The following is a 15,799-nucleotide window of genomic DNA, read 5'->3' as shown; positions in this document are numbered from 1 at the left end:
ACTAAATATCATAATATTCTGTCGAGAAAAAGAAAAAAGACCAGTCTTTAAAAACATTTCTTAGACTAGTCTTACTATTTTATCCATTACTGTTTTGTCTCATAAGCAGCAATGATTTTACCAACCAATGGATGACGAACAACATCGCTTTGTTCTAAATAGATAAATGAAATCCCTTTTACCTCATTTAGTATTTCAGCAGCAACGATTAAGCCTGATTTTGCTCCTTTTGGTAAATCCACTTGAGTCTTATCTCCAGTAATAACCATTTTAGACCCAAAGCCAAGCCTTGTTAAAAACATCTTCATCTGAGCATGTGTTGTATTTTGTGCCTCGTCAAGGATAACAAAAGCATCATCTAAAGTACGTCCTCTCATATAAGCTAGAGGTGCTATTTCTATCGTTCCACGTTCCATTAGTCTTGCTGTATGCTCAGTACCTAAAATGTCATGTAGAGCGTCATATAACGGTCTTAAATAGGGATCGACCTTTTCCTTTAGGTCACCTGGTAAAAAACCAAGACTTTCTCCAGCCTCTACAGCTGGTCTTGTTAAAATAATTCGTTTCACATGACCATTTTTTAAGGCAGTTACGGCCATAACAACCGCTAAATATGTTTTTCCAGTCCCCGCAGGTCCGATACCGAATACTAAATCATGTTGTTTAATCGCTGAAATATAGTGACGTTGTCCTAGAGTTTTAACTCTTATAGACTTCCCTTTAGCGTTCTTCGTAATTTCTTCCTCATATATTTCAGTAAAGTAATCCAATGTGCCTTTATTCGCTAGTTGAATTGCATAAATAACATCTCTTGCACTTATTGTGATACCTTTCCTTATGACGAGGAGTAGCTTTCCTAAAATTCTTCCGACTAGGTCTACTTTATCGGAAGCTCCAGAAACTGTAACCGTTTCTCCCCTAGTGATGACAGATACTGATAGTTCTTGTTCTAACATTTTTAAATGCGAGTCTGAATTTCCAAATAAATTTAGTGCTTCATTAGGATTCTCAATTTGTAAATCGATTGTTTTAATTTCTTCTGTCATTCTTAGTCTCCTTGGATTATAGGCTGAGGTATGGTAATGTCTTCAATAACTTGGAAATGAATTGATAGGTTAACATTACCATTTTGAAACGTTTGGTGTAAAATATTTTCACCTTTAATAATAGCTTCCTCAGAAATATGCCTTTTTATATCCTCTCTTGCCAAATTCTTTGCCATTTGTATTGCTTCTTCTTTAGAATATTTTCTTAGAACCTTTTCTCGTTCACGGTATGTTTCATGGACATAAGATATTGGGATTTCCCATTTTAAAAATCGCATTTTCTTTACATTTTGTTCCTTTTCAAATTCTTGAAATGAAATCTTCTTAAAGCCCCATATTGGGATGGAGAGTTTTCCAAACTTTATCGAATGTTTTCTTTGTTCATTTCCATTAAATACATAAAAGGTCGAATTTAATGGTAATTTAACATCTGATTTATACCATGTTTCACCTAAAATTTCCCCTTTTGCAGAAACCATTTTAGGTTTTCCTTCGTTACCTATAGATCCAGATACAAGAAGTTGGCCAGGAACAACGTGATCATACCTTTTCACACGAGGTTGTCCTTTTTCAACGAACAATTCAACAATAATGGCCTTTTTCTTCGCAACCAAATTTCTAGGACCTATTTTTTCGATTTTTTCGGGTTGATTCTTTTCAACTACCTCAAAATGGTAGGTTGTCCCTTTTAGCTCTACACCAACCCAAGTAAGTTCTTCAATTTTATTTGTAAGATTTCGCTGAATTGTTTCAACATCTTCCATATAAAATTGGAGCTTACCGACCTTAATTCCCATCTCGGTAAGTGCTTTCCTAATTTGATGTTCTGTAGCAGGTTTCGCTCCCTTTACTTCTATCCCCCACACAATGTTAGATAAAATCATCATCACAAAAATAAAGCCAAAGGCTCCTAATAAAAATCCACTGTTACGGAAAAGCCTTTTCATTAGAAAAGGCGCTCCCTTTCTTTGTAGAAACCTTACCTTGCAGTTAGTACCTCTTCTATATTTTCGTAGTTTATCGATATCCGATAATTTCATTTTGAAGATTATTGAATCTGTACCGCTTCTTCTAACAGCCCAAATGACTATTCCGTTTCGGGTAAGGGAATTAATTAATCTTTCAATCCCTTTGCCCGTTATTTTCACCGTTACAATGCCAGAATAAAATTCAATCCACTGATTCTTCATTTCTTCCTCCCTAAAGAATTAACATTAATTAATCATTAATAAACATTACTTGATCAATTTTTCCCTCTAATAGAATCTCTTCTGGTAAAATTGTTTTGATTACAAAGCCTTTTCCTTTAACAAGTAGTTGACCTTGCTTCAATAGTAATCGTAGTTCTCGATCTGAAAAGGCCAATAAACCACGGTGATTTTCTATATATATATGAATCTGCCCTATCATGGTAATACGGGGTAAATCCATCATGACATCTTGAGGAAGATCCATTTTCTCTGTCATCCATCTTCGGACCTTCAGTCCCCACCTTATTGCCATAAAAAAAGAACCCCCTTTCATCTCAAATGTATGAGTTGAAAAGGGATTCTAGAACATTAATTAGCGAATTGAAGTAACTATCTTCTATAGCTGGCTCTTCTTTGTGAATGAGATTTGTATGCCCTAGGAGGACCAAGAATTTCTGACCATACAATGCCATCGATAAGTGTGTCTTTAGTTGGTGTAAGATCAACACTAGCATCCACTTCAGAAATAACCACTTTTTTATTTGTTTCTTTTCTTTGAAAGGCTTGCACTTTAGGTTGATCTATTTCGGTTTTATTTTTAGCCTTATTATATTCTTGCTGTAACTGATTTCTATTTTGCTGATGTTCACGAGGCTCTCTAGGCTCTCTAGGAGTCCTTGTTTCCACTCGTTTACTTTCGTTTAGAGTTTGCGGAATGTCCAATACCTTTTTCCACTCGGGTTTTTTTTCCTGGTTAGAATTTGGATTACTATTCTCTTTCATTTTCTTAAAAAATGAAATAATGGCTCCAATGATAAAGATTATAGCAATTGGATTTTCAAAAATAAATTCCAAAAGGGAAACCTCCCTTCCAAGCTAGAATAGATTTATTTCTCTCTTGTATCATCTTTTTTCTCACCAGTAACTTTGCCTATGGAGCCTCTCATATCCGTATCTGCAGAAATATTTTGGATATTCATATAGTCCATAACGCCAATATTACCTGATTTAAGTGCTTCAGCCATAGCTAATGGTACCGCGCTTTCAGCTTCTACAACTTTTGCACGCATTTCTTGAACGCGCGCTTTCATTTCTTGCTCTTGAGCAACTGCCATTGCACGACGTTCTTCAGCTTTTGCTTGGGCAATTTTCTTATCTGCTTCGGCTTGTTCAGTTTGTAATTCTGCACCGATATTTTTACCGATATCAACATCCGCAATATCAATCGAGAGAATTTCAAACGCCGTACCAGCATCTAACCCTTTAGATAAAACAGTTTGTGAGATCATGTCTGGGTTTTCTAGCACTTTTTTATGATTTTCTGATCCACCAATGGTTGAAACAATACCTTCCCCTACACGAGCAACGATTGTTTCTTCCCCTGCGCCACCAACTAATCTTTCAATATTAGCACGAACAGTAATTCTTGCTTTTGCTTTAACTTCAATTCCATCTCTTGCAACACCAGCAATAAATGGTGTTTCAATTACTTTTGGATTAACACTCATTTGAACTGCTTCAAGTACATCACGACCTGCAAGGTCTATAGCTGCACATCTTTCGAATGTTAGCTCGATATTGGCTCTATGGGCAGCGATTAGGGCATTTACTACCCTATCCACATTACCTCCTGCTAGATAGTGGCTTTCTAATTGGTTTATAGTGACACTGATTCCCGCTTTATGTGCTTTAATTAATGGATTAATAACTCGGCTCGGAGTTACACGGCGAAGTCTCATACCAACTAGTGTAAAAATACTTACCTTTACTCCAGCAGCTAATGCAGAAATCCAGAGCATTACTGGTACAAAAGTTAATAATACTGAAAGTAAAATTAACCCTAGAACGATAAGAATAATGAGTATTGCAAATCCTTCAGTTAACATTTTTTTCCTCCTTAATGATACTAAATTCCTCTTACAACGATGCGAGAACCTTCAACCTTTATTACCTTTACTTCTTGATCCTTTTGAATAAAGGCTCCTTCACTTACTGCATCAATTATTTCGTCCTCAATCTTTATTTTTCCAGCTGGACGAAGCTGAGTTAGAGTAACGCCTTGCTTATCTAATAAATCAACCCGATTTACGTTTGAAACGTAACCTTGCTCGGTATTGGTTGAATCATTTAAGATAATCTTTTTAAAAATGCTCATTTTTCTCCCCAACACCTTTATCATGAAAATTGATGCTACTATGGAAATAATAATGGCGATAAGAATAGATATTCCCATATGAATGACGTTTTCACTAGCTAAAAAGAAACTACCTATTATAACTGCAAATCCAAGTATACCAATTAATCCTCCTGGAAGAAATAGCTCCGCTACAAGTAGGAGGATGCCAATCACAAACAAGATAATCGTCTCATAACCAGCTAGACCTGCAACCATATGGCCGTAAAAGAATAGCAATAATGCTGATAATCCCATAAATCCGGGCACACCAAAGCCTGGCGAGTATAATTCAAGTACAAGCCCAAGACTACCAATTGATAATAAAATAGGAATAACGATTGGATTAGTAATGAATCTTGCTAATTTTTCAGCAAAGCTTTCATCTACTTTTATAAGTTGGGCATCTTCTAAATTTAAACTTTTTAATAGTTCATCTTGATTTTTAACAATTCCTTCAGCATAGCCTACTTCCAAAGCTTGATCCGCAGTTAATGTAAGCAAACTACCTTTTTTAGCTCCAAGTTCAGGTAAATGAACGTTTTCATCTGCCATCGCTAATGCATAAATAGGATCACGTCCACTATTTTTCGCAGCACTTTGCATCGCAGCAAACCAATAGGATTCGGCTTTTTTCCCAGCTGTGTTACCTGCCTGATCAATAATCGCAGCTGAACCCATCGTTGCCCCTGGAACCATATAAATTTCGTCTGTATTTAAGGAAATATAGGCTCCAGCAGATAAGGCCTGATTATTTATAAATGCGACTGTCTTTATATTTGTAGTGGTTAATAGTTTACCAATTTCAGCAGCTGCATCGACAGCTCCACCAGGAGTATTGACTTCAAAAATAATGGCTCTTGCATTATCCTCTTCCGCCTCGCTCACTGCACGTTTAAGAAAAGCATTCAAGCCTTTTTCTACTGTATCCTCAATCGGAACGATATAGACGGTCTTTTCTGAATCGGCGTATGAGAATGGTAGACTCCATGAAAAGCAAGTAAGAATTAGCATAAAAAAGAGAAATAGTCCCTTTAGTTTCATTGTTCCCCTCCTTTTTATATGTCTTAACTTGTATCTACGTTTCTAATAAGAAAAAGTTTCATTATTTTTTTTATTTTTATTGGAGAATCCTAATTCTATGTTTTGAGGGATTAGTAACATGACGCGCAAAGTCTATAAGATTTAAAAAGACCGTAAGCGAATCGCTTACGGTCCTTGATGTTTTTGGTTATGAAAGGTGTTGTTGTACAAGTTTATTAACAAGTGAACCATCTGCTTTACCTTTTACTTTAGGCATAATAGCAGACATAACTTTACCCATATCCGCTTTTGAAGTGGCATCAACTTCCACTATTGCTTGTTTAACAATATCAGCGATTTCCTCTTCAGAAAGTTGTTTTGGCATGTATATCTCAACTACAGAAATTTCTTGCTGCAGTTTTTCTACAAGGTCAATACGACCAGCTTTATCAAATTCATGGAGGGAGTCTTTGCGTTGTTTCATTTCGCGAGATAGGACTGTTAGCTCTTCTTCTTCAGTTAGCTCTTGCTTTCCAAGCTTAATCGCTTCGTTTTGCAAAGTAGCTTTAATCATCCGAATAACAGAGAGCTTGTCTTTTTCTTTGTTTTTCATCGCTTGCTTCATATCATTATTTAAACGCTCGAGAAGACTCATTTCATTCACCCTCTCTTAGAACTTACGCTTTCTAGCAGCCTCAGACTTCTTCTTGCGTTTTACGCTAGGCTTTTCATAGAATTCGCGCTTTCTAGCTTCTTGTATAGTACCAGATTTAGATACCGTACGTTTGAAGCGACGAAGAGCATCTTCAAGCGATTCGTTTTTGCGAACAACAGTTTTAGACATTCTATTTCCCTCCCTCCGAACACAACACACTAACATCAATCACATGGTTTTCCATGTACCATACGATTATAATATAACATTGAAACAAGGTCAACTGTATTTCTAACTTAGTATTTTACTTCCTTTTGGCCATTTCATACTTAGGTTAAATAACGATTTCTTCTTGCAAAGCAATATCTTCATTAACAACACGAACAAATTGCCCCTCGTTATAAGGGTAACCAGCCTTTGTTATTTTTACTTTGACAATTTTCCCTATCATTTCTTCAGTTCCAGGAAATATAACCTTCATATAATTATCAGAATAACCTTCCAATAGCCCTTGTTCGGATCCATTTTTGAAACGATCTTCTGGGATCACTTCTAAAATAGCATCTTCGTATTGTGAAGCGTATTCCTTCGCTAACTGATCAGAAAGAGTAATTAAGCGGTGTACACGCTCATTTTTAATTTCTTCATCTACTTGTTCTTCCATTCGTGCTGCAGGTGTACCTGTTCTTTTCGAATATGGGAAAACATGTAATTCCGAAAATTTATGATACTTGATGAAGTTATAAGTCTCCATAAACTCTTCTTCTGTTTCACCTGGGAAACCTACAATAACATCAGAGGTAACCGCTAGACCTGGAAGAGCTTCTTTTAATCGATCTAAACGTTCACCAAAGAATTCCATCGTATACTTACGACGCATTCTTTTCAGAACAGAATTGGATCCTGATTGTAATGGGATATGCAAATGGCGGACGATAACTTCTGAGTTATTCATTACCTCAATGACTTCATCTGTAATTTGGCTAGCTTCAATAGAAGAGATTCTTAGGCGCTTTAGCCCTCTTACTTCAGCTTCCAAGTCTTTTAAAAGCATGGCAAGGTTATAATCCTTCAAATCTTCTCCGTAACCACCTGTGTGGATTCCTGTTAAAACGATTTCTTTATAACCAGAATCAACTAATTGCTGAGCTTGTTTAATAACCTCTTTAGGATCACGAGATCTCATTAAGCCGCGCGCCCAAGGAATAATACAAAATGTGCAGAAGTTATTACAACCTTCTTGGATTTTTAAGGATGCACGAGTTCGATCCGTAAATGCAGGAACATCAAGCTCCTCATAAACACGGTTCTTCATAATATTGCGCACACCATTAATTGGCTGGCGCTCATGTTTATATTGTTCAATGTACTCAAGCATCTTAATCCGATCTTGCGTTCCTACTACAACATCTACACCAGGAATTGCCATAATTTCTGCAGGTGATGTTTGAGCATAACAACCTGTTACACAAATAACTGCATCAGGGTTTTTTCTAACTGCTCTACGAATGACTTGACGGCTTTTTTTGTCGCCTGTATTTGTAACAGTACAAGTGTTAATTATATAGACATCCGAAGTAGATTCAAAATCAACTCGGTCATAACCTTCTTGTTTAAACAATTGCCAAATGGCTTCTGTTTCATAATGATTTACCTTACATCCTAATGTATGAAAAGCTACTGTTGCCATCCTTGTTCACCTCGATAGTTCAAAATGATAAGAAACAGCAGATAACAAAGCAAGTGGTGCTGTTTCCGTTCTTAATATTCTTGGACCTAATCCGCATGTTTGAAACCCATGCTCTTGTAGTTTTTCTACTTCCTTTTGGTCTAGCCCACCTTCAGGACCAAAAACGACAAATAATGTATTGTTTTCCTCAAGGTTCTTTAAAGATTTAGCCAATACAGAGGCTTCTCCTATTCTAGAGTCCTCTTCATAAGCAATAAGCTTACAATCATAATTCTTGCTAGCTTCAATCAATGCATTTAAATTTATTGGAAAATGTACAGTAGGCACTTTGTTACGATGCGATTGTTCCGCGGCTTCCTTCGCAATCTTTTGCCAACGCTCAACTTTTTTGTCTGCTTTTTTTTCATCCCATTTTACAATTGAACGAGCTGCAGTAAAAGGGACAAATTGATCAGCACCAAGCTCGGTCCCTTTTTGTATAATCCATTCCAATTTATCCCCTTTAGGCAGACCACTCGCGATGGATACACGAATCGGTAACTCGGAAGACCCATCCTTACATTCTACTACATTACAATTAATTTTTTTATCGGTAATTTCTGCAATTGTACAAATACAAGATTTTCCGGAGCCATCAACACAAATCAGTTTATCTCCTACATCCATTCTCATAACTCTGACAACATGATGATAATCATCTCCAGAAATTACAAGTTGTCCATTTGCATTCACTTCGTCTGCGAAATATCGTTGCAAAAGTAACACACCCAATCTTTTCTAGAAAAAAGTTAAAAAGGGGAATTACCCCCTTTTTCCATACCTAAAGTTTTTTAGCTATAAGAGCAACCCAATCTTCCATTAAAAGGGTTTCAGTAATTTCAAAACCAGCTTTTGTTAATGCATCTTTCACATCTTGCTTTTTCTGTTGAATAATCCCTGAAGCGATAAAGTAACCATCTTTTTTCACAATTTTAGATGCATCGTCAGTAAATCTGACAATCACTTCAGCTAAGATATTGGCCACAATTCCATCTACAGGTTCAACTATACCTTCAAGTAAGTTATTCTGCGAAACTTCCACAATTTCTTGTACATGATTTAACTCAATATTCATTTTAGCTGTCGTTACCGCAACTTGGTCAAGGTCTAGAGCAGTAATTTTTTCTGCTCCAAGCATAGCTCCAGCAATACTTAACACGCCTGAACCTGTGCCTACATCGATGATACGATCCCCTTTTTTAACAGTTCTTTCAAGGGCTTGAATACACATAACCGTGGTCGGATGTGTTCCTGTTCCAAATGCCATGCCAGGATCAAGTTCAATTATTAACTCGTCACTGTTAACAGGAGTATATTCCTCCCAAGTTGGAACGATCGTGAATCTTTCAGAAATTTTCACAGGATGGTAATATTTCTTCCAGGCAGTAGCCCAATCCTCTTCATTAACCTCAATTATACTTACTTTATTCTTACCAATATCAATATTATGAAGAGTAAGGCCATTAATAGCTTCTTTAATCCCATCTACTGTTTCAGCTAAAAAGCTATTCACAGACAAATAGGCTTTAACAATAACACCTTCATCAGGATAATCTTGTGGATCAAGTTGGTAGATTTCCCCGAACTGGTCTTCCCTTTCTTTCGCTAATTCAAAAGGATCCTCAATAACAACACCACTTGCCCCTGCTTCATGCAGGATATTTGAAATCGGTTCAATTGCTTCATTTGTCGTATGAATGCTAATTTCTGACCATTTCACATCCGCCAACTCCAATCCTTAGTCACCTTTAAAGGCACGTTTTACTTTTGAAAAGAACCCTTCTTCTTGTTCACCTTGAGGAAGGTTTCCACTAATTTCACCAAACTCAGCTAATAATTGCTTTTGTTTTTCTGTTAATTTAGTCGGAGTAACGATACGAACAATGATATGCTGGTCCCCTACACCGTAACCTCTTACATTAGGAACTCCTTTACCTTTTAATCTAAACTTCGTTCCTGTTTGAGTGCCTGCTGGGACTTTGAGTTTTATTTTTCCATTAATAGTAGGAACTTCAATTTCATCTCCCAAGCTTGCTTGAACGAAGGTAATCGGCATTTCGCAATAGATATCATCGCCGTCTCTTTCAAAGAACTCATGGGCACGTACATGAAAGACTACATATAAATCCCCAGCTGGTCCACCATTAACTCCTGGCTCACCTTGTCCAGCCACTCTTAATTGTTGACCATCATCTACACCTGCTGGGACTTTAACATTGATTTTTCTGCGTTTCTTTATTTTTCCAGTTCCACTACATGTATTACATTTATTCTTAATTTCTTTCCCAGTTCCATTACAATAATGGCAAACACGACGATTTACAATTCTACCAAATGGTGTGTTTTGCTCCACATTAAGCTGCCCAGATCCTTGACAATGCTTACAAGTTTCAGGCTTTGTACCAGGTTTAGCACCTGATCCGCTACATGTATCGCAGGTTTCCTCACGAGGGATTTCAATATCGACTTCCTTACCAAAAACTGCTTCTTCAAAGGACAAAGTCATCGTGTATTGTAAATCAGCACCTTGTCTTGGAGCATTTGGGTCACGACGTCTAGCGCCTCCACCACCAAAGAAACTACTGAAGATATCCTCGAAACCACCAAAACCACCTCCAAAATCAGAGCCTCCAAAGCCTTGATTTGGTCCAGCATGCCCAAACTGATCATATTGAGCTTTCTTCTGGTCATCGCTAAGTACTTCATAAGCTTCGGCAATTTCTTTGAATTTTTCATCTGCATTTGGTTCTTTATTAATATCTGGGTGATATTGTTTCGATAGCTTACGATAAGCTTTCTTTAATTCGTCTTTTGAAGCATTTTTACTTACCCCAAGCACTTCATAGTAATCCCTTTTACTCATAAATTCCACTCCCGATTCGTTCACATAAAGACTATTTTAACATAAATTCCGTTACTTAGAAAAGCGGAATAGCTTTTAACGTTGAAAAAGTCAAAGTCATGAAATTCTGACTTTGACTTAGGCTGTTTTCTCAATTTAATACTTATAGCTACTATTAGAGAACTACATTGTATTTTTAAGTAAACTTAGTACTAGTTAAGAAAACAGCTTGAGCTGATTTCTTAACTTTGTTACTAGCTAAACTCTTTAATACGGTATTCGATACTTTTAAAAAGAAATGCCGTACAATCGCTAAGAAAACAGCTTTTCGTCCAATACTTATTTATCGTCTTTTACTTCTTCGAACTCTGCATCTACTACATTATCATCCTTTGGAGCACCTTGAGAACCTTGGTCACCTTGGGCTTGCTGTGCAGCTTGTTCATAAAGTTTAACAGTTAAGTTTTGAACGATTTCTTGTAAAGCATCCTTTTTGCTACGAATTTCCTCAAGATCGTTTTTATCGATAGCTGCTTTTAACGCATCTTTCGCTTCATTTGCTTGAGCGATTTCTGCTGCATCTACTTTACCTTCAAGATCTTTCATTGTTTTTTCCGTTTGGAAAACTAATTGATCCGCTTCGTTACGTAGCTCAACTTCTTCCTTACGTTTCTTATCTGCCTCTGCATTTTCTTCTGCTTCGCGTACCATTCTTTGTACCTCGTCATCAGAAAGGCCAGTAGAAGATTTGATTGTAATTGTTTGCTCTTTGTTTGTTCCAAGATCCTTAGCACGAACGTTTACGATACCATTTTTATCAATATCAAATGTTACTTCGATTTGTGGTACTCCACGAGGAGCCGGAGGAATATCTGTTAATTGAAAACGACCAAGTGTCTTGTTATCTGCTGCCATTGGACGTTCACCTTGTAATACGTGAATATCAACAGCTGTTTGGCTATCAGCAGCAGTTGAGAATACTTGTGATTTAGATGTTGGAATTGTAGTATTACGCTCAATTAACTTTGTAAATACCGCTCCCATTGTTTCAATACCTAATGAAAGTGGAGTTACATCTAGTAAAACGACATCTGTTACGTCACCGGAGAGAACACCACCCTGGATTGCTGCACCCATTGCAACAACTTCATCTGGGTTAACTCCTTTAGATGGCTCTTTACCAGTTTCCTTTTTAATCGCTTCTACAACAGCCGGGATACGCGTAGATCCACCAACAAGAATTACTTTATCAATTTGTGATGCTGTTAATCCTGAATCACGGATTGCTTGTCTTGTAGGTCCCATTGTACGTTCTACTAGATGTGAAGAAATTTCATCAAACTTAGCTCTCGTCATTGTAACATCTAAATGTAATGGACCCGCAGCTCCAGCTGTGATGAAAGGTAATGAGATTTGTGTTGAAGTAACACCTGATAAATCCTTTTTAGCCTTTTCAGCTGCATCCTTTAAGCGCTGTACTGCCATTTTATCTTTAGATAAGTCAATACCATTTTCCTTCTTAAATTGTTCAACTAAATAATCAATAATTACTTGGTCAAAGTCGTCTCCACCTAAACGATTATCACCTGCTGTAGCCTTAACTTCAAATACTCCATCACCTAGTTCAAGAATAGATACGTCAAATGTACCACCACCAAGGTCATAAACAAGAATCGTTTGATCTTGGTCCATTTTATCTAAACCATAGGCAAGTGCTGCTGCAGTTGGCTCGTTAATAATACGTTCTACCTCAAGCCCTGCAATTCTTCCTGCATCTTTAGTAGCTTGACGTTCAGCATCATTAAAATAAGCAGGTACAGTAATAACTGCTTTTGTAACTGGTTCTCCTAAATAGTCTTCTGCATAAGATTTTAAATATTGAAGAATGATAGCAGAAACTTCTTGTGGAGTATATTTTTTACCTTCTACTTCTTCTGTATGAGTAGTACCCATATGACGTTTTACTGAAGTAATGGTATTTGGGTTCGTAATAGCTTGACGTTTTGCTACTTCCCCAACTTGTCTTTCACCATTTTTAAATGCCACAACAGATGGCGTAGTTCTGTTTCCTTCCGGATTTGGAATTACTTTAGGTTCTCCACCCTCTAAGACAGACACACATGAGTTTGTAGTTCCTAAGTCAATACCGATAATTTTGCTCATGGATTAATCCTCCTCATTTTTCATATGTAGTTTCTCTATTGACTAACTTTTACCATTGAAGGACGAATCACTCTGTCCTTTAATTTGTATCCCTTTTGGAACTCTTCGATAACAATACCAGAATCAGTATCTTCCACTTCAACTACCATAACCGCTTGGTGTAAATGCGGGTCAAATTCTTTACCAACTGCATCAATCATTTCTACGCCTTCTTTTTTTATTGCTTCGATTAAAAGGCGATAAACCATTTCCATTCCTTGAAGTAAGGATTTGGCTTGCTCCTGATCTACCTGAGTTTGTAATGCTCGATCAAAGTTATCTAAGACCGGTAATAGGTCAGTAATAATTGTTTGAGCTCTATATTTTTGATTAGCTTCTATTTCTAATTTTGTTCTACGGCGGAAATTATCATAATCTGCTTGTAAGCGAAGTATTCGAGTATTTGCCTCTTCAAGCTTAGCTTCATACTCAGCCACAATGTCTGATTGCCCATTATCCGTCTGAACTTCTTCTTCAAAAACCGGTTCAATCGTTTCTTCAACGTCTGATTTCACTTCATTATCTGCATTAGTTTTCATTTCTTCTGCCAACTTACTCACCTCCCTTAAAGGGTGTCATTCTAAACCTCGCATGGAAACGGTGAGAGCACAGCACTCACCCTTTAATCAATATTTCCATGCCTACTTATTTTGATACAATTTTGTTAATACAGTTGTTAAATCCTGGCTAAATAATTGGAGCAAACTTATTACTCTTGAATACTCCATCCTAGTAGGGCCAAGAATGGCAATCGTGCCAAGCTTTTCATCTCCCATTGAATACGTGGCCGTGATTAAGCTACAATTTTCCATTGCTATATTATTATTTTCTCTACCAATTTTTACATGAATACCCGATTGATTTTGACGGATAAATTCATAAATCCATTGGTCCTGCTCCATCATATTAAGAAGTGTTTTTACTTTCTCAATATCATGAAATTCAGGTTGGCTAAGCATGTTGATTTTACCACCATAAAATAATTTTTCATTTGGTGATACCTTCAATGCGTCTCCAAAGGTATTCATTATTAAATCATAGTTTTGAATATGCTGCCTTAAAAGGACCGCCACTTCCTTATAGATTTTATCTGTTAAATTTATTAACGGTACCCCAACTAGTCGATCATTTAAAATATTAACGATTTTTTCAAGTTCATTAATATTAATCGATGGTGGCAAGTGAAACATTCGATTCTCCACATGACCTGTATCAGTAATAATAATCGCAACGGCTGTTTCTTGATTCAAGGGAACAATTTGAATTTTTTTAAGCTTATTAACATTAATCTCAGGGCCTAACACTATTGATGTATAATTTGTTATTTCTGACAGTATTTTTGCTGACCTTTGGACAATTTTTTCAAGCTCGTAAATTTTTTCTTCAAAAATCGATTTAATTTTACCAACATCGTCTTGGTTTAAAGCATGTGGTGAAACTAAATGATCAACATAATAACGGTATCCCTTTTCTGATGGGATTCTCCCTGACGAGGTGTGTGTTTTTTCAATGTACCCCATCTCTTCAAGATCAGCCATTTCATTTCTAATCGTTGCCGAACTTAAGGAAATTTCATTTTTCTTGGACAAACTCCTTGAACCGACTGGTTGAGCAGAATGAATAAAATCATCTACAATCACTTGTAAAATCAATAATTGACGATCTGTAAGCACATATATCACCTCTGTTAGCACTCGCATCTCCTGAGTGCTAATTCTAATAATAAATTAACAAAAACATAGGGAGGATGTCAACGATTAGATACCAATAAATGATTGAAAAACTTCATTTCCTAAAAATCTCCCTTTTCTTGTTAAGAAAATATGATTGTCAGCTATATCAATCAAGTTTCTTTCCTTTACTTCTTGTATCGCCTTAGAAAAATATTCCAATGGCGAAGTTCCGTATCTTTTTTCAAAGTTACCAATACTAACTCCTTTTGTTTTTCGTAAACCTAAAAACATTTCCTCTTCCATTTTTTCTTCCCTTGTAACGAGATGCTCTTCCATAATTGGAAGCTCCTCTCGTTCTAACGGTTCCATATATTTCTTCAATGGACCGTAATTGGCTTTTCGATATCCATTTACGTAGCTATGAGCACCTGCACCAAATCCATAGTATAAATCATTATTCCAATACGTAAGGTTATGCTTACTTTCAAAACCAGCTTTTGAAAAATTACTTATTTCATATTGTTCAAAACCATGTGTGGCCATTTGATTCATTAACATACCATACATTTTTGCTTCCAAATCTTCCCCTACTATCGGAAGCTTCCCTTTTCTCATTTGATTATAGAACACCGTTTTAGGCTCTATAATTAAAGAATAACCCGAATAATGAGGAATATTTAATGAAAAGGCGATTTCTAATGTTTCTTCAAAATCCTTTAATGTTTGTTCAGGTAAACCATAAATTAAATCAATACTGATATTTTCAAAACCTACCTTTTTCGCCCATTCAATCGATTGGTAAACATCTCTTGGTCGGTGTGTTCTACCAATTTTTTTTAGAAGAGTTTCATTAAAGGTTTGGACACCAAAGCTAATTCGATTCACACCAGCGGCTTTTAAAATTTCAAACTTTTCCAAACTAAGGTCCCCTGGATTTGCTTCAAACGTGAATTCCGTCTTGTCGTTAAATGGTAATTGTCGATTTACACTTTCACATAGGTCAGCTAGCTGTGTTGCTGATAATGCGGTAGGCGTACCGCCACCAACAAATATTGTTTCTAGGTGATTGGTTGGTAACGTTTTTAATGTAAGTTCCATTTCCTTTTCTAACAAAGCCAAATAACCATCAACAGGCTGGTCCTTAAGAAACATTTTATTAAAATCACAATAGTGACAAATATGCTGACAAAAAGGAATATGTATATATGCTGCATGTATCAAATTTCTTCACAATCCTTCACAAAAATTAATAAAAAGAGGCTAGCA

16 protein-coding genes are annotated in these 15,799 nt (G+C 36.5%); all 16 read right to left on the bottom strand.

Going from position 1 to position 15,799, the window contains the following annotated elements; genetic code table 11:
• Nucleotides 1–86 precede the first annotated feature (86 nt).
• The gene (locus tag LRP83_RS09000) at nt 87–1,046 is read right to left on the bottom strand and encodes a PhoH family protein (protein ID WP_230496360.1); all 960 of its coding nucleotides are present in this window, start codon (nt 1,044–1,046) and stop codon (nt 87–89) included.
• A 2-nt stretch (nt 1,047–1,048) separates the two neighbouring features.
• A complete protein-coding gene (gene yqfD, locus LRP83_RS08995) occupies nt 1,049–2,236 on the bottom strand; it encodes a sporulation protein YqfD (protein ID WP_230496359.1) in 1,188 nt (395 codons plus the stop codon).
• 28 nt (nt 2,237–2,264) lie between these two features.
• A complete protein-coding gene (gene yqfC, locus LRP83_RS08990; protein ID WP_230496358.1) occupies nt 2,265–2,549 on the bottom strand; it encodes a sporulation protein YqfC in 285 nt (94 codons plus the stop codon).
• Between the two features lie 77 nt (nt 2,550–2,626).
• On the bottom strand, nt 2,627–3,091 hold the full coding sequence (locus tag LRP83_RS08985; RefSeq protein WP_230496357.1) for a YqfB family membrane protein: 465 nt from the start codon (nt 3,089–3,091) through the stop codon (nt 2,627–2,629).
• Between the two features lie 32 nt (nt 3,092–3,123).
• Nucleotides 3,124–4,122 (bottom strand): flotillin-like protein FloA, encoded by a 999-nt coding sequence (floA, locus tag LRP83_RS08980; protein ID WP_230496356.1) that lies wholly within the window; start codon nt 4,120–4,122, stop codon nt 3,124–3,126.
• Nucleotides 4,123–4,142: 20 nt separating this feature from the next.
• Nucleotides 4,143–5,453, bottom strand: a complete 1,311-nt coding sequence (locus tag LRP83_RS08975) for an NfeD family protein (protein ID WP_435531336.1) — start codon at nt 5,451–5,453, stop codon at nt 4,143–4,145.
• 187 nt (nt 5,454–5,640) lie between these two features.
• On the bottom strand, nt 5,641–6,087 hold the full coding sequence (locus LRP83_RS08970; RefSeq protein WP_230496355.1) for a GatB/YqeY domain-containing protein: 447 nt from the start codon (nt 6,085–6,087) through the stop codon (nt 5,641–5,643).
• Nucleotides 6,088–6,102: 15 nt separating this feature from the next.
• Entirely contained in the window at nt 6,103–6,276 is a 174-nt protein-coding gene (gene rpsU / locus LRP83_RS08965; protein ID WP_015595024.1) for a 30S ribosomal protein S21, read from the bottom strand.
• A 145-nt stretch (nt 6,277–6,421) separates the two neighbouring features.
• Nucleotides 6,422–7,777, bottom strand: coding sequence for a tRNA (N(6)-L-threonylcarbamoyladenosine(37)-C(2))-methylthiotransferase MtaB (gene mtaB, locus LRP83_RS08960; RefSeq protein ID WP_230496354.1), 1,356 nt, complete (start codon nt 7,775–7,777; stop codon nt 6,422–6,424).
• 6 nt (nt 7,778–7,783) lie between these two features.
• Nucleotides 7,784–8,533 (bottom strand): 16S rRNA (uracil(1498)-N(3))-methyltransferase, encoded by a 750-nt coding sequence (locus tag LRP83_RS08955; protein WP_230496353.1) that lies wholly within the window; start codon nt 8,531–8,533, stop codon nt 7,784–7,786.
• 64 nt (nt 8,534–8,597) lie between these two features.
• Nucleotides 8,598–9,536, bottom strand: a complete 939-nt coding sequence (gene prmA, locus LRP83_RS08950; protein WP_230496352.1) for a 50S ribosomal protein L11 methyltransferase — start codon at nt 9,534–9,536, stop codon at nt 8,598–8,600.
• A gap of 18 nt (nt 9,537–9,554) precedes the next feature.
• On the bottom strand, nt 9,555–10,679 hold the full coding sequence (gene dnaJ, locus LRP83_RS08945) for a molecular chaperone DnaJ (RefSeq protein ID WP_230496351.1): 1,125 nt from the start codon (nt 10,677–10,679) through the stop codon (nt 9,555–9,557).
• Nucleotides 10,680–10,997: 318 nt separating this feature from the next.
• A complete protein-coding gene (dnaK, locus tag LRP83_RS08940) occupies nt 10,998–12,821 on the bottom strand; it encodes a molecular chaperone DnaK (protein WP_230496350.1) in 1,824 nt (607 codons plus the stop codon).
• 35 nt (nt 12,822–12,856) lie between these two features.
• A complete protein-coding gene (gene grpE, locus LRP83_RS08935) occupies nt 12,857–13,399 on the bottom strand; it encodes a nucleotide exchange factor GrpE (protein ID WP_435531340.1) in 543 nt (180 codons plus the stop codon).
• A gap of 102 nt (nt 13,400–13,501) precedes the next feature.
• Complete coding sequence (gene hrcA / locus LRP83_RS08930; protein WP_230496401.1) at nt 13,502–14,533, bottom strand: heat-inducible transcriptional repressor HrcA; 1,032 nt, start codon at nt 14,531–14,533, stop codon at nt 13,502–13,504.
• 84 nt (nt 14,534–14,617) lie between these two features.
• Nucleotides 14,618–15,754: a radical SAM family heme chaperone HemW gene (gene hemW, locus LRP83_RS08925; protein WP_230496348.1), complete on the bottom strand. Its 1,137-nt coding sequence runs from the start codon at nt 15,752–15,754 to the stop codon at nt 14,618–14,620.
• Between the last annotated feature and the right edge of the window lie 45 nt (nt 15,755–15,799).

The organism is Pseudoneobacillus rhizosphaerae, from assembly GCF_917563885.1.
Classification (GTDB): domain Bacteria; phylum Bacillota; class Bacilli; order Bacillales; family Cytobacillaceae; genus Pseudoneobacillus; species Pseudoneobacillus rhizosphaerae.
This window is presented reverse-complemented; position numbering and strand designations above follow the sequence as displayed.